Raw genomic sequence first — 24319 nt, 5'->3', positions numbered from 1 at the left:
GAGGTCTATGATTATCGTAACACTGTTTATTTTATGTTTTTTGATAGTGATAGCTTTAAGTGTGGTGACAGGTAGTTTGTATGTTGTCAGGCAGCAATCAGTCGCTATTGTTGAGCGCTTTGGGAAATATCATCAGACAGCTTCAAGTGGTATTCATTTACGTTTACCTTTAGGAATCGATAAGGTTGCTGCTCGTGTACAATTGCGGCTGTTGCAAAGTGAGATTGTTGTTGAAACTAAGACTAAGGATAATGTTTTTGTGACGCTAAATATAGCAACTCAGTACCGTGTTAACGAGGAAAATGTCACTGATGCTTACTATAAATTGATGAAACCTGAAGCTCAAATCAAGTCTTATATTGAGGATGCGCTACGTTCATCTGTGCCAAAGCTTACACTTGATGAGTTGTTTGAGAAAAAAGATGAGATAGCTCTTGAAGTGCAACATCAAGTAGCTGAAGAAATGTCAACATATGGATATATCATTGTTAAAACTCTGATTACGAAAGTAGAGCCAGATGCTGATGTTAAGCAATCAATGAATGAAATTAATGCTGCTCAACGTAAACGTGTTGCTGCACAAGAACTTGCAGAAGCAGATAAAATTAAGATTGTCACTGCAGCTGAGGCAGAAGCTGAAAAAGATCGATTGCATGGTGTGGGGATAGCTCAGCAACGTAAGGCTATTGTTGATGGTTTAGCAGAGTCCATTCAGGAGTTAAAAGAAGCAAATGTTACTTTAGCAGAAGAACAAATTATGGCAATTTTATTAACGAATCAATATTTGGATACACTGAATAATTTTGCTAATAGTGGTAATCAGGCTATTTTCTTGCCTAACAATCCAGAAGGTGTCGAAGATATTCGAACTCAAGTTTTATCTGCTCTAAAAGTCAAATCTTAGTATAAAAATCCGTATCAAATCTGATACGGATTTTTTTGGTCTTTCTTAAAGGAAGTATTAAGATTTTTGAGGTGAGATTTTATAAAGACTAAAACTAATGGCAAAACCTATCAAGGCAAAGCAGATATAGCCCATATTGTAATTACCAAGAGGTACGATATGAGTAAAGAAATGAGATATAGATTTGGGAATAGTAAAGAGTTGTGTTTGACTTGCTAGAGTGCTAATGGCGTCGTAAAGAGCTGGCATAGCTGTAAAGGTTATTGTCGTTTTATAGACCAGTTGACTTTCTGCTATAAAAGGTTTTAAGAAAACTAGAATAATAATCACCATAGTCAACGGGTAAAGAAGATAGAGGACAGGAAGTGACCATTTTATTAACTCCGATAATCCACCGAAATAAAAAACGGTTGCAATAAGAGTAAAGAGAGTGGCCCATGTGATGTGAGAGAGTTTTGGAAAAGTTTTGTGAAAATATTCAGCACAGGCAGTGATAAGCCCTGTTGAGGTTGTTAGGCAAGCTAGGAAAATAGCCATAGCTAAGATAGATCGACCGATACTTCTCATGTAGTAAGCAGCTGATTGGCTGAGGACATTTCCACCATCGATAGGTGTGCTATGGAGTTGGAAAGCTCCATTTGAGAACGTAAAGAGAGACTGAGAGGTTGCACCTATACGTGCAATGAAGATATAGATAGATGCCAATAAAAGAGCAGCTATTATACCAGATTTTAAAGTTAGCTGTGCGATATCTTTAGGTGTTTTCGCTCCGTAGCCTTGGGCTGATTTGATAACTAAAATCGCAAAAGCCAGTGCTGCAAGGGCATCCATAGTTCCATAACCTTGTATTAGTCCAGCGACAAAGGGAAACTTCTGAAAACTATCACTGACATTAGCGCTAGCATTATATGCTTGACCGAGGTGTCCTGCTGGAGAGATGAAGGAGGCAATAATTAATATGGCAAGGATAAGTAGTAGTGTAGGTGTCAAATATTTACCAATACGATCGGCAATTTTACTAGGGCGAATGGCTAAAATATAGGATAATCCAAAGAAAAAGAGTCCATAGATAATTTTAATAGTCAAACCGTTTCCAAAGATAGGCGCAATTCCTACAGAATAGGAAGTTGCTCCTGTTCTAGGAATTGCAAAGAAAGGTCCGATAGATAGGTAGAGAGCGATAGCAAAAAAACGTGCGTAAGCTTTTGAAGCTGGTTGGGTAATACTTTCAATATCATGTTTACCAGAATAAGCGACAGCGACGACACCTAGTAATGGTAAGGTGACACCTGTGATGATAAAACCTAAGATGGATTGCCAAAGGTTTTTACCTGAGTAAATACCAAGGAGTGCTGGGTAGATAAGATTAGCAGCTCCAAAAAAGAGTGCAAATAGCATAAGACCAACAATCCAGTAAGTTGATTTACGTTTCATATAACCTCCTAAAGATGTACGATGGTATGTCATTATTATAATCAAGCTTGTGTAAACTTGTCAATAATCTTAAAAAAAGTAAAAAAGAGTGGCGAATTGTTGCCCTCCTCTTTTTTGAATTAGCTTAAGAAGCGTTTTAAGAATTCTTTGGTACGTTTTTCATGTGGATTTTCAAAGAGTTGTTGGGGTGTACCTTGTTCGGCAATAACCCCTTTATCCATGAAAATGACACGGTCAGAAACCTCGCGTGCAAACTCCATTTCATGTGTTACAATAATCATTGTAAGTCCTGATTGGGCAAGTTCTTTCATTGTTTTGAGTACTTCACCAACCATTTCAGGATCCAGAGCAGAAGTTGGTTCATCAAAGAGCATAGCTTCTGGATTAACAGATAGAGCGCGTGCGATGGCGACACGTTGTTTTTGCCCACCAGATAGTTGTTTGGGTTTGGCTTTCCAATATTGCTCGGTCATACCGACAGTATTAAGATTATTTTGAGCAATCTCTTTTGCTACCTCGTAACTACGCTTTAGGACAGTGGTTTGAGCGACGATAGCATTATCAAGAACGTTGAGATTTTCAAAAAGATTAAAGGATTGGAACACCATACCTAGTTTTTCACGATAAGAGGTCAAATCGTACCCTTTTTCTAAGACATTCTGACCATGAAAAAGAATATCACCAGCTGTTGGTTGTTCTAAGAGATTGATAGAACGTAAAAAGGTTGATTTTCCTGAACCAGACGAACCGATAATGGAGATGACCTCGCCTTTATTGACAGATAGAGAAATGTCCTTTAAAACTTCATTTGCTCCAAAAGATTTTTTTAGATGTTTAATCTCAAGAATTGTTTGTGTCATTAGTGTACCACCTTTGTTTGCATTTGGTTTGCACCGGTTGTATAATCATCTGAGTCAAAACGATGTTCAATATAGCGAAGGATGCGAGTTACTGTAAAGGTTAAGACGAAGTAGATGACAGCTATGATAAAGAAAGTTTGGAAGTACTGGTAGGTTTGTGTTGCTACGGTATTTCCAGAGAAATAGAGCTCGACAACGGAGATAACATTTAAAACAGAGGTATCCTTTATGTTGATAACAAACTCATTGCCAGTGGCTGGTAGGATATTACGAATGACTTGCGGTAGGACGATTTTACGCATGGTCTGATTATGGGTAAATCCAAGAGCATTAGCGGCTTCAAATTGTCCTTTATCAACAGCGAAAATACCACCACGAACAATTTCACTCATATAAGCACCTGTATTGATAGAGACGATGAAAATTGCAGCTAAAGTTCGATTAATCGAGATACCAAAAGCTTGAGCTGTTCCGTAGTAGATAACCATAGCTTGAACAATCATTGGTGTTCCTCGGAAAATTTCAATGTAGATATTAAGTAGCCAACCAAAAGCTTTTTGAAGAACAGCAAGGATTTTATTAGTTGCGATAGGAGCAGTACGATAGACTCCGATTAAAAGTCCGATTAAAAGCCCAACGACTGTCCCAATGATAGAGATGAGTAAGGTGATTCCTGTTCCTCGTAGAAATTGTTGCCAATTTTCTTTAAAAATCGTGATGACTTGTTTAAAGAAAGAGGATTTTTCATTGTCTGTATTAGTTGCCGGCTGATGTGAAATCATATTATCCATCAGACTAACTTGTTCTTTTTTTGATATATCATCAAGCACTTTATTGACCTCTGTGATGATTGGATCATTTTTACGGAGTCCAACCGCAATGTTTGTATCAGACTCAGATGTTTTAAAGCCATCTTTGAGCGTAATCATCTTGAGATTAGGATTAGCATTTTGTGCTGATAAGGCATCTGGACGTTCAGAGACATAAGCGTCAATGACACCAGATTCGACTGCTTGGCGTAGCTGTGTGAAATCTCCCATAGCAACTTCTTTTTGCACACCGTTGATTTGGGAGATGAGATTGTAGAGGTAAACACCTTGTTGAGCAGATACCTTGGCTCCTTTAAAATCACTTAGTTTAGTAGCGTTAGCATATTTGCCTTTGCTATTGACCACTAAAGTAGGCTTTGAGATATAGTAAGCATTTGAGAAAGCAATTTCTTTTTTACGTTCCTCGGTAGGACTCATTCCAGCGATAATCATATCAATCTTACCAGAAGTAAGGGCAGGAACTAACCCCTCCCATTTGGTTTTGACAACTAGGACTTTCTTATTAAGAGCGCTAGCGATTTTTTTAGCAATTTGCACATCGTAACCGTTAGCGTATTGATTGGTCCCTTCAATCTTGACAGCGCCATTACTGTTATCATTTTGTGTCCAGTTAAAAGGTGCATAAGCCGCTTCCATTCCTACACGGAGGTAGTCGTTAGCTTGAGCTGTCGATACCCCAAAAAAGAGAAGAAAAAGAGCTGCTGTGATACTTATAAAAAGTTTCTTCATGACATAACTCCTGTAAAATAAAATACAACCTCTATTTTATAAGAAAATACCGTAAAAGGCAATAGAGCATTGAGAGCAAAGGGGTAAAATAGAAGTGATAACTATTTATTATCACTATGATAGTAATTTTATATTAGTGTTATAGGCGCAAACATGCTATCATATAAGCATATCAATTTCAGAAAAAGGAGATAATCTCATGAAAATGAAGAAATTATTGGGTATTGCAGGTCTGACACTAGTTGCTGGAGCGTTTTTAGCAGCTTGTAGCTCAAAGTCTGATAGTAGTTCATCTACTAGCAAAAGTAAAACAGAAGTTACCTTTGCAACTGTTGGTACGACAAAGCCATTCTCATACGAAAATAGTGGCAAATTAACAGGATACGACGTTGAGGTTGCAAAAGCTGTCTTTAAGGGTTCGGATAAATACTCTGTAACCTTTAAGAAAACCGAATGGTCTTCTGTCTTTACAGGTATCGATGCTGGTAAATATCAAATAGGAGGTAATAACATCAGCTTTTCAACAGAGCGTGCAAGTAAGTACCTCTTCTCAACGCCGACTGCTTCAACACCAGCAGTTCTAGTTGTGCCAAAAAATAGCAATATCAAGTCCTATGATGACATTGCAGGGCATTCAACGCAAGTTGTTCAAGGAACTTCAACAGCAACACAGTTGGAGAACTTTAACAAAGATCACAGCAGTGACCCAGTCAAAATTAACTATACAGAAGAAACCATCAGCCAGATTCTTGGAAACCTAAACAGTGGTAAATACGACTTCAAGATTTTTGATGCGCCATCTGTAAACTCAATTATTAAAGAGCAAGGATTGACAAATCTCAAAACTATTGAATTGCCATCGGATGAAAAACCATATATCTACTTTATTTTTGGCAAAGATCAAAAAGATTTACAAACTTTTGTTAATAAACGTTTGAAAGAACTTCAAAAAGATGGTACACTCACTAAACTCTCTAAAGAATATTTAGGTGGTGACTATGCGCCAAGCGCTGATGAGTTGAAAATTCCATCAGCAAGTTAAGCTATAAAAAAACATCTCATAAGTGATTTTTGAGGTGTTTTTATAGAATAGAACAAGCTAGGTATAGTTTTTAACTATATCAAACTCTTTGAAATAACAATTTGAAAGATGAAATAATCTATGCGATAATAAGCGCATATCAAGAAGAGAGAAAAGAGGAATCCCTATGAAGTTTAATAAAATTATCACAAAAATTGCCCTAGTGACAGCGGCGGCATTATCATTAGCTGCTTATACCACACACAGTGCATCGGCTGCTAGTAAATCAAGTAGTAAGACGGTTAAAGTAGGTGTCATGACTTTCTCCGATACTGAAAAAGCACGTTGGGATAAAATCAAAGAGCTTGTTGGTGATAAAGCAAACATTGAGTTTACAGAGTTTACCGACTACACACAGCCAAATGAAGCAGTAGCTAATAAAGATGTTGATATCAACGCTTTCCAACACTATAATTTCTTGAAAAACTGGAATAAAGAAAACAAGCAAAATTTGGTAGCTATTGCAGACACCTATCTCGCTCCAATCCGTTTGTACTCAGATAAAGTGAAAAAGGTAAAAGATATCCCTAAAAATGCTACTATCTCTGTTCCAAATGATGCAACCAATGAAAGTCGTGCGCTTTATCTCTTGCAGTCAGCAGGATTGATTAAGCTAAATGTTTCAGGAACAAAAATTGCAACAACTGCTAATATCGCTAAGAATCCTAAAAACATAAACATCAAAGAATTGGATGCTAGCCAAACTGCTCGCTCCCTAAAAGATGTTGATGCAGCGGTTATTAATAACACTTATGTTGAGCAAGCGGGTCTGACAACAAATGATGCTATCTTCGTTGAAAAGTCAGATAAAAACTCTAAACAATGGGTTAATCTCATTGCAGCACGTAAAAACTGGAAAAAACAAAAGAATGCAGCTGCTATTAAAGCGATTATCGCTGCTTATCATACAGATGAAGTGAAAAAAGTAATCAAAGATACTTCATCAGATATTCCACAATGGTAAGAATGATTTGTTATACACTATAAATAGAAGAAGTTGAGACTGTGGTTTCAACTTCTTTACATCGATTGAGGAGAACAGCATGTCATTTTCCACTGAAAAAGAACAACTAGCTAAATTTCAGCAAGATGAGATTAGTCAGCACTATTTTGAAGTATTAAGAACGTTAATTTCAAAAAAGTCTATCTTTGCCCAAAATATAGGTTTAAAAGATGTAGCGACCTATCTTGGGGAGGTCTTTACAGCTGCAGGAGCTCATGTTATTGTAGACGATAGCTATACAGCACCTTTTGTTATTGCAGAGTTTAAATCATCACGTAAAGATGCTAAAACTATTATTTTTTACAATCATTATGACACTGTACCGGCTGATAATGATCAGCCTTGGACGGATGATCCGTTTACCTTGTCTGTTCATTACGGTATGATGTATGGACGTGGTGTTAATGATGACAAAGGAAATATCACAGCTCGCTTGTCTGCAGTGAGAAGGTACATGCGTTCTCATAAGAATTTACCTGTTAATATCACCTTTATCGTAGAAGGTGCCGAAGAGTCTGCCTCAATGAATTTGGAGGATTATCTGGCTAAGTATAAAAAACGTTTTCAAGGTGTGGACTTACTTGTCTGGGAAGATGGTTCTAAAAATAAGGAAGATCAGCTTGAGATTTTAGGTGGTAACAAAGGAATTGTGACGTTTAATCTCTCTGTGAACTCTGCTGATGTGGATATTCACTCCTCTTTTGGGGGAGTGATTGATTCAGCCGCTTGGTATTTGGTGAGAGCATTAGCGAGCTTGCGAGATGATAAAGGTAAGATTTTAGTAGATGGTATCTATGATCAGGTCATTCCACCAAATGAGCGTGAGCTGTCTTTGGTCAGACGTTATGCGAACCGTTCAGCGTCTTCTTTAACGAAAATATACGATTTACAACTTCCTGTGCTTAAGACGGACAAAGAGGAGCTGTTGCACTATTTCTTTTTTGAGCCCTCGTTGACAATTGAGGGAATAACGACAGGCTATCAAGGTGAAGGGGTTAAGACCATCCTTCCTGCGTACGCTTTTTGTAAAGCAGAGGTTCGCCTTGTCCCTGGTTTGACACCAGAAGGTGTCTTAGAAGCTATTCGGACACACTTGGATAAAAAAGGTTTTTCTGCTGTTCAGTTGGAGTTTACTCTGGGTGAGATGAGTTATCGCAGTGATATGTCTGCTCCTTCCGTTTTAAATGTGATTGAGTTGGCAAAACAATTTTATCCAAAGGGAGTCTCGGTTCTGCCAACTTCAGCGGGAACTGGACCTATGCACACTGTTTATCAAGCTTTAGGTGCTCCTATAGCAGCTTTTGGAATCGGCAATGTGAATAGTCGTGATCACGGTGGAGATGAAAATGTGAGCATCGCAGATTATTATACGCATATTGAATTAGTGGAGGCTTTGATAGAATCTTATGAGAAATGAAGTAATGATTGATTTAAATCATATTGATGTGATCTTTCATCAGAAAAAACGCACGATTGAGGCGGTTAAAGATGTGAGTTTGCAAATCAATAAAGGAGATATTTACGGAATTGTTGGTTATTCAGGAGCTGGAAAATCAACGTTGGTTCGTGTGGTGAATTTGCTGCAAGAGCCAAGTCATGGTACTATTACCATTGATAAACAGGTTATTTATAACAATAAGATCAAGCTAAGTGGTAGCGAGCTACGTCAGAAACGTCGTGATATTGGAATGATTTTTCAACACTTTAACTTGATGAGTCAGCTGACAGCAGAGCAAAATGTTGCTTTTGCGTTGAAACATTCAGGTTTATCAAAAGCTGAAAAGAAAGAAAAAGTAGCTCGTCTTTTAAATTTGGTTGGGTTGTCTGAACGTACCCAAAACTATCCTTCACAATTATCAGGTGGTCAAAAACAACGTGTCGCCATTGCGCGTGCTCTAGCTAATGATCCTAAAATCCTCATTTCTGATGAATCAACATCAGCGCTTGACCCTAAAACGACCAAGCAGATTTTAGCTTTACTAAAAGAACTTAATGAAAAGTTAGACTTGACCATTGTCCTCATCACACACGAGATGCAAATCGTAAAAGACATCGCAAATCGTGTAGCTGTCATGCAAAACGGTCATTTGATTGAGGAGGGGAGTGTTCTTGACATTTTCACTAATCCAAGAGAAGAATTAACACAAGACTTTATCAAAACAGCGACAGGTATTGACGAAGCGCTGGCAAAAATTACACAACAATCTATTATCAAAAACTTATCAGCTAATAGTCGTCTTGTCCTACTCAAATATGCAGGAAGCAGTACAGATGAGCCGTTATTAAACGGTATCTACAAACGCTTCAATGTTGAGACCAATATTCTCTATGGTAATATTGAAATTTTAGATAATGTTCCTGTGGGTGAAATGATTGTGGTTTTATCAGGTGAAAGAGACAATGTAGAGGCTGCATGTGCTGCTATTGAAGAAGCAAATGTACATATCACAGTATTGAAAGAGGGGAAAGCGCATGATTGAATGGATTCAGACACATTTACCCTATGTTTATCAAATGGGCTGGAGTGGACCTTATGGTTGGCAGACAGCTATCACACAGACACTATATATGACTTTTTGGTCTTTTATTATCGGTGGTTTTATGGGATTAGCTGGTGGTTTATTTCTCGTATTGATGGGACCACGTGGTGTGATTGAAAATCGTTTTATTTTTAGCATTTTGGACAAAGTTGTTTCTGTATTTAGGGCATTTCCCTTTGTAATTTTATTAGCCTTTATCTCACCTGTGACGAGATCTATTGTGGGAACGACACTAGGTTCTGATGCGGCGCTTGTGCCTTTATCTTTGGCAGTATTTCCATTTTTTGCTCGTCAAGTTCAAGTCGTTTTATCTGAGCTTGACGGAGGAGTTATAGAGGCAGCGCAGGCTTCTGGCGCTACACTATGGGATATTATCCTCGTCTATCTAAGAGAGGGTCTACCTGATCTTATTCGTGTTTCAACGGTGACTTTGATTTCACTGGTTGGTGAAACAGCGATGGCTGGTGCTATCGGTGGTGGTGGTTTAGGTTCTGTCGCTATTGCAAAAGGTTACAACTATTCTAGGCAAGATATTACATTGGTAGCAACATTATTAATCATGTTTTTGATTTTCTTTATTCAGTTTTTAGGAGATTTCCTGACCCACAGATTGAGTCATAAATAAAGAGACAAGAGTAACTTGTCTTTTTTTGTATATGCAAAGAAAACAGGTGAGTGTATTGTAGGAGTGAGCTGATATCAAGGGTGATGAGTGACGATTGTGGTACAATGTTGCAAGATATAGCAATTATATCATTGCTTACAAAAGGAACGAAAAATGTGATTATCAAAGTTACTATGACATTATGTTTAGCGAAAGGATACAAAAAAACAACCATTACAAATATCATAAGTGAACGAGGTGTTCTTACAAATGGTAGAGAGTAGATTATATTTGGTGAATAAATGTTTGAATGATTTTGAGATTTCTCTTTAGTCAAAAAGGTTTGTACTTATTAGGCAGTATGGTTTTTTATTGTTGGGGGAATAGATACTAGTTTACACAGTCACAAGATATAGTTTTTCTGACGACATCAAAAAAGGCATTTTACAAATTTGAAACGCCTTTTTATATTTAATAATTGTTCCCTTTTGAAGAATTGTGTTTTTTACATAGTAATTGACAATTCTCAGGTACGGTTTTGCCGCCTTTACTCCAAGGAATGATGTGGTCGCCTGCCAACTCTTTAAGAGCATACTCTCTATTATTACCTTCGTCTACGCAATAGATACAATGATGATTTTGTTCCTCATATTTTTGCTTAATCGTCTTATCGTCAAAAAGTCTAAGTTGAAGATATTTGACATCACCGTAGATGATATATTGGTAAATACCTTTCATTTTGGCAGTGACTTCCTCATCATTTACTAAGTCTGCTATTTTTTCATTTATGATAGAAGCACTTTCTTTGATAATATTATCATCTAATTTTCCTGATTGATATTCTTTATAAATCGTTCCCCAATCCATTCCTTTTAGGCTGTTATGATAGCTTACAAATTTTCCACGTACCCACTCCAAAATAGCTGAGAAGTTTTGCCACAATTCAGACGCGTCAGCATCTCCCTGATGCTTCAACATATAATCTTCGATTGTATTTGTACTGTCGTCATTGTCGTTTTGTGTAGCCCATTTAATAGCGGTTTGTAGATATTCTTGTCTATTCCAATTACCATTTAAGAGTGGTTCTGCCTTATCATTATTCGGATTTTCGTCTGCAAGAACGACTCCACGTCCACTTTTTGTTGAAAATCTCTGTTTGGCATCAGAAAGCCAAGTACCGGTATAAGCGGAATTTCGTAATTCTTGCTCGTTTAATGGCTCGCCTGCTGTATTGATAACATGAAACCATTTCATTTTTTCGGAAGCCGTTCCTTTACAAACATATACGTCTAACTCATAATCAAGAATTTGGTCTGCTAAGTCAGTTAGATTCATCTGAAGATTTGGAAAGTCTTGTTGAGGTGCACTGGATGGAAATTGACTTGATTTTACAGAGTAATTACCCATAACATAATTACATATCGCTAAAATACGCTGTTGTCCATCAAGGACTTCATATTGTCCGTTTCCTAAATCAACCCAGTACATTATACCTAGAGGGCATTCCTCTAGAATAGTTTGAATGACTGCTTGTTTTTTGTTGTCGTCATAGACGCTGTTTCTTTGATATGAGGGACGAATGTTCAAATTTCCATTATATCCTTTCACAGCATCTGTGGTAGCACCATCATCATTATTAGTATAACCATTAGCTAAATCGCGAATAGTGAATGGTCTATCGAGTATGTCTCTCAGTCTAGTTACTTTCATTGTATTATCTCCTTTGTTAATAACCTTTGTCTTCAGAACGACTGATTGGATTTAGATTTTTCACCAATATCCTAAAATAAGGTGCTTTACCCTTAATAGTCAAATCTTTATCATCATCTCCTTTTCTGAATTTTATAATTTCAAATTCTTTAGGGTTGAAATAATTGATAAATGTTATTGGAACCCCCATAGCACCATTGTAATCAATTGGAATATCTTTCACATTGTCTACATTTATTGCATCGTAGTTATCGTATTTAGGATACTTTTCCTCAAATCCTTCATAATATCTATGAGCTTTTGTCTGATCAAATACATCGCCTACATGCCATAATCCATCGTGTCTTTTCTGTAAATCTAAGTTAGTAAACCAGCACCCCATGATGTGCTTTACTTTTTTTCCATCTTCATCCAATTTTTCATAATCAGCTCCCTCTGGAACGTACAACCAAAAGTCAGAGTTCATACTTCTTGCACCAATCCAAATTTGGTTGTTCTGTATGAGCGGAAAAATTTCCTTATATGTTACAGAGTTTTTATTTCCAATAACGATAAATTTTTTCTGATGTTCCATTATTTGAGCTATGTATTCTCTAAATAAACTGAACGGTGGATTTGTAACAATGATATCGGCTTCCTTAAGATATTTTATACTATCCTGACTACGGAAATCTCCGGCTGTATAATTTTCATCACCATAAATGGTTACAATTTCACCAGCATCCATATTGAAATCGTCACCGCCTTCATAAATCAAAGCATAAGAAGGTTCACTATCCTCTTGAAAATGTGTTGCTATCAATTTTTTAAGACCTAAGCTAGCAAAGTTATTATGAAAATATCTCCAAAAATTAGATTGTGTAGGGTCGTCACAGTTACAATAAACAATCTTCCCTTTGAAATGGTCGCGATAGTGCCCCATCTCCTCAGCGATGTCTTTATAACGAGTATAAAACTCATCATTTTTAGCTTTTTTAGCGTTATGAAGTGAGCCAGCCATTATGCCACCCCACTTTCATGGGTAACATAATAGGCTTTCTCACAAAAATGTGAAAAAGCCTGTTTTAGTGCTTGACAAAAAACACGTCCGATTACATAATCAGCGTGAGCTGGTGAGCTGGTGAGCTGGTGAGCTGGTGAGCTGGTGAGCTGGTGAGCTGGTGAGCTGGTAGTGCGTTCATACCAATCGTTTCCTTTACTTTTTGATAGTTCTATTATATCAAAAAATGGTGATATTTCATGAGATAATATAGGAACCCATTAAAATAAAAATAATCAGAAAATTTTGATAAGATTGACGAGTTCCCTTGCTTGTGTTATCATAGCAGTATTGAATTAGTTAGGAGACGCTATGAAGCATATTATTCAAACATGGAACAAAACAAGCCTAATCAAACGTATTACAATAGGCGTTCTTGTCGGACTTTTATTGGGCTTATTGCTACCAAAGGTGAGTGTTATAGGTATTTTGGGTGATCTTTTTGTTGGTGGACTAAAAGCTATTGCACCACTTCTTGTTTTTACCTTAGTGGCTAGTGCTCTATCACAGCATCAATCTGGTCAAAAAACCAATATGACAACAGTTATTTTTCTCTATATTTTTGGGACATTTTCAGCGGCTTTAGTGGCAGTTTTGGTTAATTACATTTTTCCATTGACTCTTGTTTTGGCTAAATCCCCTAAGTCCAATTTATCTGCACCGCAGGGAGTAGGAGAAGTTTTTCACGATTTATTGCTCAAAGTGGTGGACAATCCATTCAATGCACTTGCTACAGCTAACTACATCAGTGTGTTGGCTTGGGCAGTTGTCTTTGGCTTAGCTATGCGTACTGTTAGTCAACATACTAAAGATTTGATGCAAACAATGGCAGAGGTCACTTCAAAAGTTGTACGTTGGATTATCAATCTCGCACCATTTGGTATCATGGGACTTGTTTTTACAACAATTTCTGATAATGGAATTGGTATCTTGGCGAAGTACGGTATCCTTATTTTGACCTTGGTTGGAACGATGCTTTTTGTGGCGCTGGTCATCAATCCGCTTATTGCATTTGTCGTGACTCGTGAAAATCCATATCCACTCGTTTTTCGTTGTTTGAAAGAGTCAGGAGTTACTGCATTTTTCACCAGAAGTTCAGCAGCTAATATCCCAGTTAATATGAAACTTTGTGAAGATTTAGGTCTAGATAAGGATACTTATTCAGTGTCTATCCCACTGGGAGCTACAATTAATATGGCAGGAGCAGCAGTAACGATCAATGTTTTAACACTTGCTGCAGTCAATACCTTAGGTATTTCAGTTGATTTTCCAACAGCACTATTATTGAGTGTTGTTGCGGCTGTGTCAGCTTGTGGTGCTTCAGGTGTTGCTGGGGGGTCGCTTCTTTTGATTCCTGTTGCGTGTAGTTTATTTGGTATTTCAAATGATTTAGCGATGCAAGTTGTTGGGGTTGGATTTATTGTAGGTGTTGTGCAGGATTCTTGTGAGACAGCGCTCAATTCATCAACAGATGTACTTTTCACGGCTATTGCTGAAAAATCCGTCTGGGGAAAGAAAAAAGAACTGTACTGATGTGTTTTAGAAACATAAACGAATAGACTAGCAAGCATTGCTAGTCTATTCGTTTAATCAAAATACCCCAAGTAATCGAATTTTTCGAAAGTGTTGTTATTAGCGATAGCTACAATGATTTCTCCCTCTTTGAGGGGTTCTTGAAGGGCTGTATCGGTTTGTAGTTTGTTAGTTTTAGAACGTCTAATGCCAATCAGATTAAGATTGTATCGTTTACGGACATCAAGCTCTACTACTGTTTTTCCTGACCAATTTTTAGGAACGGTAAATTCAATCACTTTGACATCTGATTCAATCTCAAATACGTCTGTAATACGATGGCGTAACAATTGAGAGGCAAGGTAGCTCCCAGATTCGCGTTCGGGTGAGATGACTGTGTCAGCTCCAATTTCGTAGAGAACTTCTTGAAAAAGAGTACTTCGTGCTTTAGCAATAATTTTAGGAACGCCTAATTTTTTACAGTGCATAATCGCTAAAACAGAGCTTTCCAAGCTATTCCCAGTTGCGATAACAACACAATCACAATTAGCAATGCCGATGCGTTTAAGAAAGTCTAAATCTGTAATATCGCCGATTGTTGCCTTTGTCACATAATCTGCTACTGCTTGAACTTTTTCAGAATGCGTATCGCAAGCAATAACGTCTTGTTCAAATTTGCTGAGGTCTTGGGCAACGGTTTGACCGAAAATGCCTAAGCCTAAAACGCCAAAAATTTTTGGTTTCATAGTAACCTTTCTATATCTAGCCGAGAATAATATCTGTTTTTGCATAAGACACTTCTTTTTGATGATTTTGCAGAAGTGCCATGAGAACAGTGATAGGTCCGACACGTCCGATAAACATCAAAAGCATAATAATAATGCGTCCTGCTGTTGATAGTTTTGTTGTAATGTCCATAGAAACGCCGACCGTTGCAAGAGCACTACTTGCTTCAAAAAAGAGTGAAAATGGGCTGAGATGAGGCTCAAACTCTAATAGCAAGAGGTAAGCTGCCAATAGGGTGCTAAAGAAGAAAATAAGAATGACAAGGGTTTGTCGTGTAATCTTTTGAGGAATAGTTCGAAAGTGATAGGTAACCTGAGTTTGTCCTCTTGCTTCAGATTTTAAGAGGAGGAATAAGACTGCCACGACCGTGACTTTTAGTCCACCGGCAGTTCCTCCTGGGGCACCTCCAATCATCATCTGAATGATATAGATGAGATTAGTAGCATTTTTGGAGTGAGCATAGTCAATGGTAGAAAAGCCAGCTGTTCTCATGGTGACGCTTTGGAAAAAGCTCACAAGTCCTTGCTTAGTAAAAGAAAGCTGACCAATCGTTCTGACGTTGGAGCTTTCTAATAACCAAGAGAGGGTAGTTCCTAGGATGAGAAGCGCAACTGTTGTCTCTAAAACAAGTAGTGTGTGACTATTGAGTTGCTTTGTAAAAGATCGCAAATGTTTGGGTCTGCTCGTGATGAAGTGTTTTGTAGCGTGATAGAGGTTTCCCCACACCATAAAGCCTAGACCACCAGAGATGATGAGAAAAGCTATGATCAGATTAACCAATGTATTTGTTTTGAAACCTTGGAGACTACTCGCACCTAAGTTGTCAAAACCAGCGTTACAGAATGCTGAAACAGAAAGAAAAAGACTGTTAAATATACCATTTCCAAGACCATAACGTGGAATGAAATCAATCATTAAGAGACATGAGCAAACACTCTCTATGATCAAAGTTACACGGTAAATCGTAAAAAGATAATTTTTTAGATTATTTGCGCTATCATAGGTAATAGCACTTTGTAGTAAATGTTGATCTCGCAATGATAATTTGCGATTGAGCACAAAATAAGAAACAGAAATCAAAGTGACAAGCCCCAATCCGCCAATTTGTATCAATAGCAGAGCAATTAGCTGCCCAAAGCCATTATACACATGGGCAATTGGAAACACAGAGAGTCCTGTTACACAGACCATGGAAATAGCGGTAAAGAGATGATCGAGGTAAGTCGTAGCAGGGGCATTTGGATAGTGCATAATAGGCAGAGAAAGCAAAAAACTACCTACAAAGATAACTAGCAAGAAACTAACACTCAGTTGTTTAGTGATTGATAGCTGATGGCGATTAAAAATCGAAAACATAACAGACCTCACTAAAGTGGTTTCTTAGCAGGAACCCCAGCACGTCTAGGATATTTGTTGGGGGTTTCTTTTCTTTTTTCAACGATTGTCAGATTGCGCTTATCACCATTTGGTAACTGGTAATTGTGGCTGGTGATTACGGTAGCAAAAAGCAATGTTAAAGCTGCTTTAGCCTCATCCAGCTCACTATTAATCGAAGAAGCTTTTAGAGCGATGAGTTGTCCTTTGATTTTTAAAAAAGGAATTGTTAGTTCTGATAATACTTGCATTCTAGCTACAGCGCGTGCTGTCACGATGTCAAATTGTCCACGAAAAGTTTTATCATGTCCAAAATCTTCAGCGCGCCCATGGTAAAAATGAACATTTTCAAGCTGCAGTTCAGTTGCTAAATGTTTTAGAAAGGTGATGCGTTTATTGAGAGAGTCGATAATCGTTACATTTAAATGTGGGAAAATAATTTTCATGGGTAAGCTTGGAAAGCCAGCGCCTGCACCAATATCAAGTAACTTGAGAGGGCTGTTCTTAACATTCCCAAACAAGATAGGGCTAATAGAGTCGTAGAAGTGCTTGAGATAGACGTCGCTTTTTTCTGTGATAGCTGTCAAATTTATCTTTTGATTCCACTCAATTAAAAGCTCAAAGTAGCGCTCAAATTGCTCTTTTTTCTCTTGTGATAAACAGATATTTTGCTGTGCTAATCGTTGATAAAAATCTTCAGGTGTCATGTGTCCTCCTTTAGGCTTGTAGATTTTTATTGTACCAAAATGCGGACGAAAAATATATCATAAAAAATACCTTTATTTTGTGTTTATCTGAAAAATTGTTATAATATAACAAAATAGAGAATGGAGATTTCACCATGACGTGGATTATTTTAGCTATTATTGTGATTGTTGTATTATGGTTAGTCATAAGCTATAACGGTCTTGTGAGAAGTCGTATGCACACACAAGAAGCATGGAGTCAAATTGATGTGCAACTCAAACGTCGTAATGATCTTATCCCAAATGTGATTGAGACTGTTAAAGGTTACTCAAGCTACGAAGAAAAAACATTAGAGAAAATCACCACTTTGCGTGCCCAAGTGGCTAAAGCGCAAAATCCTGTAGATACTATGGCTGCTAGCAATGAGCTTAGTCGTCAGGTGACAGGTCTTTTTGCAGTTGCTGAAAATTATCCTGACTTGAAAGCAAATGCTAGCTTTATCAAATTGCAAGAAGAACTGACAAACACGGAAAATAAGATTTCTTATTCACGCCAGTTATATAACACAACAACGGCTAACTATAATGTTAAACTGGAAACATTTCCATCTAATATCGTAGGTAATCTCTTTGGGTTTAAAGCGGGTCAATTTTTGGAAATCCCAGAGGGAGAAAAAACCGCTCCGAAAGTATCATTTGATTTTTAAGAAAATACAGCTGAATGTAAGGAAGGGGGAGCTATGCTTTACAATCAAATCGCTCAAAATAAAAGACGTACTGTTTTCTTGCTCTTTTTCTTCTTTTTGCTGACAGGCTTGATTGGTGCAACAGTTGGTTATCTCTGGTTAGATAATGCCCTAGGTGGAGTGATAATTGCATTAGTTATTGGCTTTATCTATGCGTTTTCGATGGTTTTTCAGTCAACCAGTATTGTCATGTCTATGAATCACGCGCATGAGGTGACAGAGCAGCAAGCCCCAGATTTGTATCATATCGTTGAGGATATGGCAATGGTTGCTAAAATCCCTATGCCACGTGTCTTTATCATTGATGATTTATCTTTGAATGCTTTTGCAACAGGCTCCAATCCGCAAAACGCTGCTGTTGCTGTAACAAGTGGTCTTCTTGATGTGATGAATAGAGAAGAGATAGAAGGTGTGATTGGGCATGAAATTAGTCATATCCGCAACTATGATATTCGTATCTCCACCATTGCTGTTGCTTTAGTTAGCGCCATTACGTTTTTATCTAGTTTTAGTAGTCGCATGATGTGGTATGGTGGATCTAGGCGTCGTGACAATGAGCGTGTAGAAAGTGGAGTGGGAATTATCATTTTCATCTTTTCAATTTTTTCTTTGATATTAGCACCATTAGCCGCTACATTGGTTCAACTAGCCATTTCACGGCAAAGGGAATATCTAGCAGATGCCAGCTCAGTGGAGTTAACCAGAAATCCTCAAGGGTTAATTAGGGCTTTGGAAAAATTAGAACACTCTCAGCCTATGCAACAGCCTGTTGATTCTGCAAGTGCTGCTTTATTTATCAACAATCCTAGAAAAAAAGAGGGTATCAAATCACTCTTTTATACACATCCTCCAATTGAGGAGAGAATTGAGCGATTAAGACATATCTAGTTTTATTAGCTTGTGAATAATTAAGATAATTAGATGGATAAAACAAATAATTGTTAGTTCATTTTAGTGAAATATGTTATAATAATAGTATGGGATGTTGCTGACTTCTAAAACAAAATAAGGAGAAATGATGCTCGCATTAGCAGAAATACGCAAGCAAGTTGCAGGATTAACTTTTGATGTTACCTTAGATTTGAGTGATGTTTTAAAACAACGTAACACAGATATTATTGCAGTAGATGATATTCGTGCTGTGGGTCTTGCCACTTATGATGATGGACTTTACTTGTTACATTATCAGTTGACTTATCGCATTGTTTTGCCGTCCAGTCGTTCAATGCAACCTGTTACTCTTGTAGAAAAAGAGGTGGTTGATGAGGTGTTTATCGAGAAAAGTCATCTCACCTCTAAAAAAGAGTTTGTTGAACAAAACTTAGCTTTAGTGCTTGAAAGTGATAGTATTGATTTGAAAGAGAGTGTTGTGGATAATATTTTGCTTGCCATTCCATTGCGTATTTTGACTGATGAGGAAGTTACAGAAGAAAGTATGCCTTCTGGTCAAAATTGGACAGTTATGACTGAGGAGCAATACCGTTCATTGCAGGCTAAAAAACGAAACGAAACAAATCCCTTTTCGAATTTAGCTGGTCTTTTTGAGGACTAGATTGTAACTGTTAGAGAGCGATTTTCTCATGATAGACTTAAATATTAAAAAGTTAATAGGCAATAGTTTAACAGGTTGGGGGTGTTGGGACATATGAAAAAAAAGGTACTGATTATTGAGGCAGAAAAAAGTTTGGCACGCCTGTTATCTTTGGAACTGATGAATGAAGGTCACATAGCAGAGATAGCACATAGTGCACAGTCAGGCTTGAAGCGTGCACTAGAAAAAGAGTATAATTTGATTTTACTAGACCTTGGCGTATCAAATGAAAGTGATAAGACTTTGATACACCAATTGCAAGAAAAGCAATCGGGTCATATTATTATAATTATGTCACGTGATTCCGCTCTGAATGCTGTTTCGGTTCTTGAAGATGGTGCGGATGCTTATGTTACCAGACCATTTGCTATTGGAGAATTAATGGCACATGTTCACGCTATTTTCCGCAGGCAAAATAAGATTAATCAAGATAGCTCGATTGAAACAAAAGTTATTGCTCACGATTTGGTGTTAAACAAACAAAATCGCTCTGTGAGACGTGGTAATAGGGAAATTCCTTTGACGAAGCGCGAATTCGATTTATTGAGTATTTTGCTACAAAATGTAGGACAAGCTATGAGTCGTGAAAGTTTACTTGAAGGTGTTTGGCAATATGATCTAGGTGCTAAGACCAACGTTGTGGATGTCTATGTGCGTTATTTACGTGGTAAAATTGATGTTCCGGGTAAAGATTCCTTGATTCAGACAGTACGTGGTGTGGGCTACATCATCCGTGACAATTAGCAATAGGAGCAGGTTGACGAAAGGGGTCAGCCTGCTTTGTTTCTCAGTTTTATTTTTAAGTAAAATATGGTATAATACGCTATTGTGATAAACTAGTTTGTACTGCCTATTTATTAGTATCTATGGAGGTCTTGATATGCGTTGTCCAAAATGTCATTTTAATAAATCAAGTGTTATTGATAGCCGTCAAGCCGAAGAGGGAGCAACTATTAGGCGTCGTAGAGAGTGTGAGAGTTGTCATTGTCGGTTTACGACTTTTGAACGTATAGAGTTATTGCCTTTGCTGGTTGTCAAAAAAGATGGGACAAGGGAGCAGTTTTTACGTGATAAAATCTTAAATGGAATTGTCCAATCGGCTCAAAAACGCCCTGTATCTAGTGATGATATAGAGTCTGTTATTAGTAGGATTGAACAGCAAGTTAGGGCAGACTATGAAAATGAGGTGCCTAGTACTGTGATTGGCAATCTTGTTATGGACGAATTAGCAGAGCTTGATGAGATTACGTATGTACGTTTCGCTAGTGTCTACAAGTCTTTTAAGGATGTCGATGAGATTGAGGACTTATTACAACAAATTACTAAACGTGTTCACAGCAAGAAAAAGAAGGCAGAAGTAAAAGATGATGCCAATTGATACCTTTCGCTATGTCAAAAATAATCAAACCAGTAGAGATTTAGACAATCTGACCCAGCTTTATCAACCGATTATTGGGAATGATGCCCAAGTTTTGTATCTCTATTTTCAAAGTTTTTTTGATAATGGTGATTATGATCACAAAATAACAGATATTTTAAATCATCTACAGTTTGGGATTCCTCGCTTGAATGAAGCTTTAGATTTTTTGATGGCTATGAGCCTAGTTGAGCTTTATCAAACTGTGGAAGGTGTCTATTTGGTTAAGCTGTGTTCGCCTCTTGATAGAGAGCGATTTTTGGCACATGCCGTTTACCGCAAGCTGTTAGAAGATCGTATTGGTGAGCTAGCTGTCAAAGAGTTAGAATATGTTTTGCCTAAAGATGCGCTCAATCGTTCAAAGCGTTTTTCAGATATTTTTGGGCATGTGGAAAAAAGTGCGTCCGCTAAACCTTTGGTACGCTCTACTGTGCAATTTGACTTGGAAAGTTTCAAACGACTAATGCAACGCGATGGGTTGTATTTCCAGTCTGAGCAAACAGATGTGGTAACTTTGTATTCGATTTCTGAACGCTATCAACTTAACTGGTTTGATACTTACCAATTGGCAAAAAAAACGGCAATTGATGGCGAGATTGCTCCTAAAAGAATGGAGAAAGATTGTCAAAAAGGGTCTCTAAAAACGAATGAGACCAATTTTACAGACAGTGAACAAACTCTTATCCGAGAAGCAAAATCTAGTGCTGCTTTGCCATTTTTAGAAAAAATCAAACAAACAAGACGCGCTGTTGTGACGTCCAGTGAGAAACAGTTACTTAATGAGTTAGCGACTATGAATTTTTTGGATGAGGTTATCAACGTCATGACTCTTTATACGCTCAATAAAACAAAGTCTGCAAACCTTAACAAACCTTACTTGATGAAAGTGGCAAATGATTTTTCCTATCAGAAAATCACAACAGCAGAAGAAGCGGTTCTAAAGATGCGTAGCTTTACAAATTACAAGAAGACGAACTCTAAAAAACAAAAAACAAAAGTTAAAACGAATGTTCCTACTTGGAGCAATCCTGACTTTAAAGAAAAAACAACACCCGAGATGCGAGCTGAGCTTGATAGTCAAAAGCAAGGATTATTAGAGAAATTGAGAAAGGCTGGTGAGTAGATGAAGTCTATCAGAGAGTCTATGAAAGAGCTTAACCGTCAAGTTGATGCTGACTGGGAACAGGCAATTTTGTCAGATCCTCAGGTGGCAGAATTCATTACGAACCATCAGCTAACTCAGCACGAAATCAACATTAGCTTGTCAAAATTTAATCAATTTTTACTTGAGCGTAAGAAATATGAGACAAATGATGTAACCTATTATGCCAAGGGTTATCGACCAATATTGGTCATGAATGAGGGCTATGCAGATGTCACTTATCAAGAAACAAAAGAGCTAATTGAGGCGCAAAAATCTCAATCTATTATCAATAATATCAATCTGCTTAATTTACCTAAATCTTATAAAAATATTATGTTTAAAGATATTTATCCAACTGAATCTAAGTTAGCCGTTCTCAATATTTTGGTGGATTTTGTTGAGCAGTATCCTAGCGCTAATCAAAAAGGGCTTTATCTCTATGGTGATATGGGAATCGGAAAGTCTTATTTTATGGCAGCATTAGCTCATGAGATGTCTATTAGGGGAGTGCTTACGACTATGGTGCATTTTCCGAGTTATGTCCTTGATGTCAAAAATGCTATTTCGATTGGTGCTGTGAAAGAGATGGTAGATAGGGTTAAGACAGCGCCTATTTTGATTTTAGATGATATTGGTGCAGAGCAAGCAACTTCTTGGGTACGTGATGAAATTTTGCAAGTCATTTTACAATATCGTATGTCTGAAGTGTTGCCGACTTTTTTTACTTCTAATTATGCCTTTTCAGATTTAGAGGCAAAGTGGGCGAATGTTAAGGGTAATGACGAGACCTGGCAAGCAAAACGTGTCCTAGAGCGTGTACGTTATCTTGCCAATGAATTTCATTTAGAAGGTGCTAATCGCCGTCACGATGACAAATAAAAATAGAGTTAACCAATCAAAAAAGAAAGAAGGTTTTTATGGCTTTACCTACAGTTGCTATTGTCGGACGTCCAAATGTTGGAAAATCGACTTTGTTTAACCGTATCGCAGGTGAGCGCATTTCAATTGTAGAAGATATTGAAGGCGTTACACGCGACCGTATTTACACAATAGGTGAATGGCTTAACCGTAAGTTTTCATTGATTGATACTGGTGGTATTGATGATGTCGATGCACCATTTATGGAACAGATTAAACATCAAGCTGATATTGCGATGACTGAAGCAGATGTTATCGTGTTTGTGGTTTCAGGAAAAGAGGGCGTTACAGATGCTGATGAGTATGTTTCAAAAATCCTCTATCGCACTAATAAACCAGTGATTTTAGTGGTCAATAAAGTGGATAATCCTGAGATGCGTAGTGATATTTACGACTTTTATTCACTTGGTCTTGGGGATCCGTATCCAGTGTCATCTGTTCATGGGATTGGTACAGGAGATGTCTTGGATGCTATCGTTGAAAATCTGCCTATTGAAGAAGAAAACGAAAATCCAGATATTATCAAATTCAGTTTGATTGGTCGCCCAAATGTCGGAAAATCAAGCCTCATCAATGCTATTTTAGGTGAGGAACGTGTGATTGCAAGTCCAATTGCAGGGACAACACGTGATGCGATTGATACGCATTTTACGGATAGTTCTGGTCAAGAATACACAATGATTGACACTGCAGGTATGCGTAAATCTGGTAAAGTTTATGAAAAAACGGAAAAATACTCAGTCATGCGATCAATGCGCGCCATTGATCGTTCAGACATCGTCCTTATGGTTATCAATGCCGAAGAAGGAATTCGTGAGTATGATAAACGTATTGCAGGGTTTGCTCATGAAGCTGGAAAAGGGATTATCGTCGTTGTTAATAAATGGGATACTGTTACTAAGAACAACCAAACGGTGAAAGAGTGGGAAGCTGATATCCGTGATAATTTCCAGTATATCAGTTATGCCCCCATTATATTTGTGTCTGCCTTGACCAAGCAACGTCTTAGTAAATTGCCTGATATGATAAAAGCAATCAGCGAAAGTCAAAACAAACGTATCCCATCATCTGTCCTTAACGATGTTATCATGGATGCTATTGCAACCAACCCAACACCAACAGATAAAGGTAAACGCTTGAAGATTTTCTATGGCACACAAGTCACTGTCAAACCACCGACTTTTGTCATCTTTGTCAATGAGGAAGAATTGATGCATTTCTCCTACTTGCGCTTTTTAGAAAATCAAATTCGTGCTGCTTTTGGCTTTGAGGGGACTCCGATTAATTTGATTGCACGCAAACGTAAATAATACTTTAAAAACACCTTTTGGGTGTTTTTAAACGGATAAAATGCCCTTTAAAATCAAAAAACTCTATTTTTATGAGCTAAAGAGTAGTAAATTTGATATAA

General features: G+C 37.6%; 23 protein-coding genes. 15 read left to right on the top strand and 8 right to left on the bottom strand.

All coding sequences use genetic code 11. From position 1 onward, the window contains the following. Window positions 1-7: 7 nt before the first annotated feature. Window positions 8-904, top strand: coding sequence for an SPFH domain-containing protein (locus NXS10_RS07895; protein ID WP_259139288.1), 897 nt, complete (start codon window positions 8-10; stop codon window positions 902-904). Window positions 905-961: 57 nt separating this feature from the next. Here NXS10_RS07895 and brnQ read toward each other — a convergent pair whose 3' ends face one another. The 3 genes from brnQ to NXS10_RS07880 all read right to left on the bottom strand — a co-directional run bounded on the left by brnQ (window position 962) and on the right by NXS10_RS07880 (window position 4757). Continuing rightward, entirely contained in the window at window positions 962-2338 is a 1377-nt protein-coding gene (gene brnQ / locus NXS10_RS07890; protein WP_259139287.1) for a branched-chain amino acid transport system II carrier protein, read from the bottom strand. Window positions 2339-2457: 119 nt separating this feature from the next. Further along, complete coding sequence (locus tag NXS10_RS07885; protein ID WP_259139286.1) at window positions 2458-3198, bottom strand: amino acid ABC transporter ATP-binding protein; 741 nt, start codon at window positions 3196-3198, stop codon at window positions 2458-2460. After that, the gene (locus NXS10_RS07880; protein WP_259139285.1) at window positions 3198-4757 is read right to left on the bottom strand and encodes an ABC transporter substrate-binding protein/permease; all 1560 of its coding nucleotides are present in this window, start codon (window positions 4755-4757) and stop codon (window positions 3198-3200) included. Before NXS10_RS07880 ends, NXS10_RS07885 begins: the two co-directional genes overlap by 1 nt. 199 nt (window positions 4758-4956) lie before the next feature. Here NXS10_RS07880 and NXS10_RS07875 point away from each other — a divergent pair, with 199 nt between their 5' ends. The 5 genes from NXS10_RS07875 to NXS10_RS07855 all read left to right on the top strand — a co-directional run bounded on the left by NXS10_RS07875 (window position 4957) and on the right by NXS10_RS07855 (window position 10006). Continuing rightward, a complete protein-coding gene (locus NXS10_RS07875; RefSeq protein ID WP_259139284.1) occupies window positions 4957-5799 on the top strand; it encodes an amino acid ABC transporter substrate-binding protein in 843 nt (280 codons plus the stop codon). 166 nt (window positions 5800-5965) lie between these two features. Beyond that, a complete protein-coding gene (locus tag NXS10_RS07870) occupies window positions 5966-6802 on the top strand; it encodes a MetQ/NlpA family ABC transporter substrate-binding protein (protein WP_259139283.1) in 837 nt (278 codons plus the stop codon). Between the two features lie 79 nt (window positions 6803-6881). Further along, the gene (locus NXS10_RS07865) at window positions 6882-8258 is read left to right on the top strand and encodes a M20/M25/M40 family metallo-hydrolase (RefSeq protein ID WP_259139282.1); all 1377 of its coding nucleotides are present in this window, start codon (window positions 6882-6884) and stop codon (window positions 8256-8258) included. Next, entirely contained in the window at window positions 8248-9321 is a 1074-nt protein-coding gene (locus tag NXS10_RS07860) for a methionine ABC transporter ATP-binding protein (protein WP_259139281.1), read from the top strand. Before NXS10_RS07865 ends, NXS10_RS07860 begins: the two co-directional genes overlap by 11 nt. Beyond that, window positions 9314-10006, top strand: coding sequence for a methionine ABC transporter permease (locus NXS10_RS07855; RefSeq protein ID WP_259139280.1), 693 nt, complete (start codon window positions 9314-9316; stop codon window positions 10004-10006). Before NXS10_RS07860 ends, NXS10_RS07855 begins: the two co-directional genes overlap by 8 nt. Window positions 10007-10456: 450 nt before the next feature. Here NXS10_RS07855 and NXS10_RS07850 read toward each other — a convergent pair whose 3' ends face one another. Beyond that, window positions 10457-11695: an HNH endonuclease family protein gene (locus tag NXS10_RS07850; RefSeq protein WP_259139279.1), complete on the bottom strand. Its 1239-nt coding sequence runs from the start codon at window positions 11693-11695 to the stop codon at window positions 10457-10459. 16 nt (window positions 11696-11711) lie between these two features. Continuing rightward, complete coding sequence (locus NXS10_RS07845; RefSeq protein ID WP_259139278.1) at window positions 11712-12695, bottom strand: adenine-specific methyltransferase EcoRI family protein; 984 nt, start codon at window positions 12693-12695, stop codon at window positions 11712-11714. Between the two features lie 351 nt (window positions 12696-13046). On the opposite strand from NXS10_RS07845, the gene sstT reads away from it, so the two are divergent. Beyond that, window positions 13047-14267, top strand: a complete 1221-nt coding sequence (gene sstT / locus NXS10_RS07840; protein ID WP_259139277.1) for a serine/threonine transporter SstT — start codon at window positions 13047-13049, stop codon at window positions 14265-14267. A 53-nt stretch (window positions 14268-14320) separates the two neighbouring features. On the opposite strand, the gene NXS10_RS07835 is transcribed toward sstT, so the two are convergent. From NXS10_RS07835 to rsmG, 3 genes are read right to left on the bottom strand one after another with little or no spacing between them, the layout of a single operon-like run. Next, on the bottom strand, window positions 14321-14992 hold the full coding sequence (locus NXS10_RS07835) for a potassium channel family protein (protein WP_259139275.1): 672 nt from the start codon (window positions 14990-14992) through the stop codon (window positions 14321-14323). Window positions 14993-15008: 16 nt separating this feature from the next. Then, window positions 15009-16388: a TrkH family potassium uptake protein gene (locus NXS10_RS07830; RefSeq protein WP_259139273.1), complete on the bottom strand. Its 1380-nt coding sequence runs from the start codon at window positions 16386-16388 to the stop codon at window positions 15009-15011. An 11-nt stretch (window positions 16389-16399) separates the two neighbouring features. Next, the gene (rsmG, locus tag NXS10_RS07825) at window positions 16400-17113 is read right to left on the bottom strand and encodes a 16S rRNA (guanine(527)-N(7))-methyltransferase RsmG (RefSeq protein ID WP_259139272.1); all 714 of its coding nucleotides are present in this window, start codon (window positions 17111-17113) and stop codon (window positions 16400-16402) included. A 134-nt stretch (window positions 17114-17247) separates the two neighbouring features. Between rsmG and NXS10_RS07820 the strand changes: the two genes are divergently transcribed. From NXS10_RS07820 to der, 8 genes are all read left to right on the top strand, one after another. Further along, window positions 17248-17799 (top strand): LemA family protein, encoded by a 552-nt coding sequence (locus NXS10_RS07820; protein WP_259139271.1) that lies wholly within the window; start codon window positions 17248-17250, stop codon window positions 17797-17799. 33 nt (window positions 17800-17832) lie between these two features. After that, entirely contained in the window at window positions 17833-18726 is an 894-nt protein-coding gene (gene htpX / locus NXS10_RS07815) for a zinc metalloprotease HtpX (protein ID WP_259139270.1), read from the top strand. Between the two features lie 130 nt (window positions 18727-18856). Continuing rightward, window positions 18857-19390: a YceD family protein gene (locus NXS10_RS07810; RefSeq protein ID WP_259139304.1), complete on the top strand. Its 534-nt coding sequence runs from the start codon at window positions 18857-18859 to the stop codon at window positions 19388-19390. A gap of 93 nt (window positions 19391-19483) precedes the next feature. Then, window positions 19484-20173 carry a response regulator transcription factor gene (locus tag NXS10_RS07805; RefSeq protein ID WP_259139268.1) on the top strand — a complete coding sequence of 230 codons (690 nt, stop codon included), beginning with the start codon at window positions 19484-19486 and terminating at the stop codon, window positions 20171-20173. Window positions 20174-20309: 136 nt separating this feature from the next. Then, window positions 20310-20807: a transcriptional regulator NrdR gene (nrdR, locus tag NXS10_RS07800; RefSeq protein ID WP_259139267.1), complete on the top strand. Its 498-nt coding sequence runs from the start codon at window positions 20310-20312 to the stop codon at window positions 20805-20807. Further along, window positions 20794-21969, top strand: coding sequence for a DnaD domain protein (locus NXS10_RS07795; protein WP_259139266.1), 1176 nt, complete (start codon window positions 20794-20796; stop codon window positions 21967-21969). Before nrdR ends, NXS10_RS07795 begins: the two co-directional genes overlap by 14 nt. Continuing rightward, complete coding sequence (gene dnaI, locus NXS10_RS07790; RefSeq protein ID WP_259139265.1) at window positions 21970-22869, top strand: primosomal protein DnaI; 900 nt, start codon at window positions 21970-21972, stop codon at window positions 22867-22869. 38 nt (window positions 22870-22907) lie between these two features. After that, on the top strand, window positions 22908-24218 hold the full coding sequence (der, locus tag NXS10_RS07785) for a ribosome biogenesis GTPase Der (RefSeq protein WP_259139264.1): 1311 nt from the start codon (window positions 22908-22910) through the stop codon (window positions 24216-24218). Window positions 24219-24319 lie beyond the last annotated feature (101 nt).

This window comes from Streptococcus sciuri, from assembly GCF_024814375.1.
Classification (GTDB): domain Bacteria; phylum Bacillota; class Bacilli; order Lactobacillales; family Streptococcaceae; genus Streptococcus; species Streptococcus sciuri.
This window is presented reverse-complemented; position numbering and strand designations above follow the sequence as displayed.

What these genes read in the sequence shown, in the direction of transcription:
- NXS10_RS07895 (WP_259139288.1), top strand. Translation starts at nt 8, where the DNA reads ATGATTATCGTAACACTGTTTATTTTATGTTTTTTGATAGTGATAGCT.
- brnQ (WP_259139287.1), bottom strand. Translation starts at nt 2,338, where the DNA reads ATGAAACGTAAATCAACTTACTGGATTGTTGGTCTTATGCTATTTGCA.
- NXS10_RS07885 (WP_259139286.1), bottom strand. Translation starts at nt 3,198, where the DNA reads ATGACACAAACAATTCTTGAGATTAAACATCTAAAAAAATCTTTTGGA.
- NXS10_RS07880 (WP_259139285.1), bottom strand. Translation starts at nt 4,757, where the DNA reads ATGAAGAAACTTTTTATAAGTATCACAGCAGCTCTTTTTCTTCTCTTT.
- NXS10_RS07875 (WP_259139284.1), top strand. Translation starts at nt 4,957, where the DNA reads ATGAAAATGAAGAAATTATTGGGTATTGCAGGTCTGACACTAGTTGCT.
- NXS10_RS07870 (WP_259139283.1), top strand. Translation starts at nt 5,966, where the DNA reads ATGAAGTTTAATAAAATTATCACAAAAATTGCCCTAGTGACAGCGGCG.
- NXS10_RS07865 (WP_259139282.1), top strand. Translation starts at nt 6,882, where the DNA reads ATGTCATTTTCCACTGAAAAAGAACAACTAGCTAAATTTCAGCAAGAT.
- NXS10_RS07860 (WP_259139281.1), top strand. Translation starts at nt 8,248, where the DNA reads ATGAGAAATGAAGTAATGATTGATTTAAATCATATTGATGTGATCTTT.
- NXS10_RS07855 (WP_259139280.1), top strand. Translation starts at nt 9,314, where the DNA reads ATGATTGAATGGATTCAGACACATTTACCCTATGTTTATCAAATGGGC.
- NXS10_RS07850 (WP_259139279.1), bottom strand. Translation starts at nt 11,695, where the DNA reads ATGAAAGTAACTAGACTGAGAGACATACTCGATAGACCATTCACTATT.
- NXS10_RS07845 (WP_259139278.1), bottom strand. Translation starts at nt 12,695, where the DNA reads ATGGCTGGCTCACTTCATAACGCTAAAAAAGCTAAAAATGATGAGTTT.
- sstT (WP_259139277.1), top strand. Translation starts at nt 13,047, where the DNA reads ATGAAGCATATTATTCAAACATGGAACAAAACAAGCCTAATCAAACGT.
- NXS10_RS07835 (WP_259139275.1), bottom strand. Translation starts at nt 14,992, where the DNA reads ATGAAACCAAAAATTTTTGGCGTTTTAGGCTTAGGCATTTTCGGTCAA.
- NXS10_RS07830 (WP_259139273.1), bottom strand. Translation starts at nt 16,388, where the DNA reads ATGTTTTCGATTTTTAATCGCCATCAGCTATCAATCACTAAACAACTG.
- rsmG (WP_259139272.1), bottom strand. Translation starts at nt 17,113, where the DNA reads ATGACACCTGAAGATTTTTATCAACGATTAGCACAGCAAAATATCTGT.
- NXS10_RS07820 (WP_259139271.1), top strand. Translation starts at nt 17,248, where the DNA reads ATGACGTGGATTATTTTAGCTATTATTGTGATTGTTGTATTATGGTTA.
- htpX (WP_259139270.1), top strand. Translation starts at nt 17,833, where the DNA reads ATGCTTTACAATCAAATCGCTCAAAATAAAAGACGTACTGTTTTCTTG.
- NXS10_RS07810 (WP_259139304.1), top strand. Translation starts at nt 18,857, where the DNA reads ATGCTCGCATTAGCAGAAATACGCAAGCAAGTTGCAGGATTAACTTTT.
- NXS10_RS07805 (WP_259139268.1), top strand. Translation starts at nt 19,484, where the DNA reads ATGAAAAAAAAGGTACTGATTATTGAGGCAGAAAAAAGTTTGGCACGC.
- nrdR (WP_259139267.1), top strand. Translation starts at nt 20,310, where the DNA reads ATGCGTTGTCCAAAATGTCATTTTAATAAATCAAGTGTTATTGATAGC.
- NXS10_RS07795 (WP_259139266.1), top strand. Translation starts at nt 20,794, where the DNA reads ATGATGCCAATTGATACCTTTCGCTATGTCAAAAATAATCAAACCAGT.
- dnaI (WP_259139265.1), top strand. Translation starts at nt 21,970, where the DNA reads ATGAAGTCTATCAGAGAGTCTATGAAAGAGCTTAACCGTCAAGTTGAT.
- der (WP_259139264.1), top strand. Translation starts at nt 22,908, where the DNA reads ATGGCTTTACCTACAGTTGCTATTGTCGGACGTCCAAATGTTGGAAAA.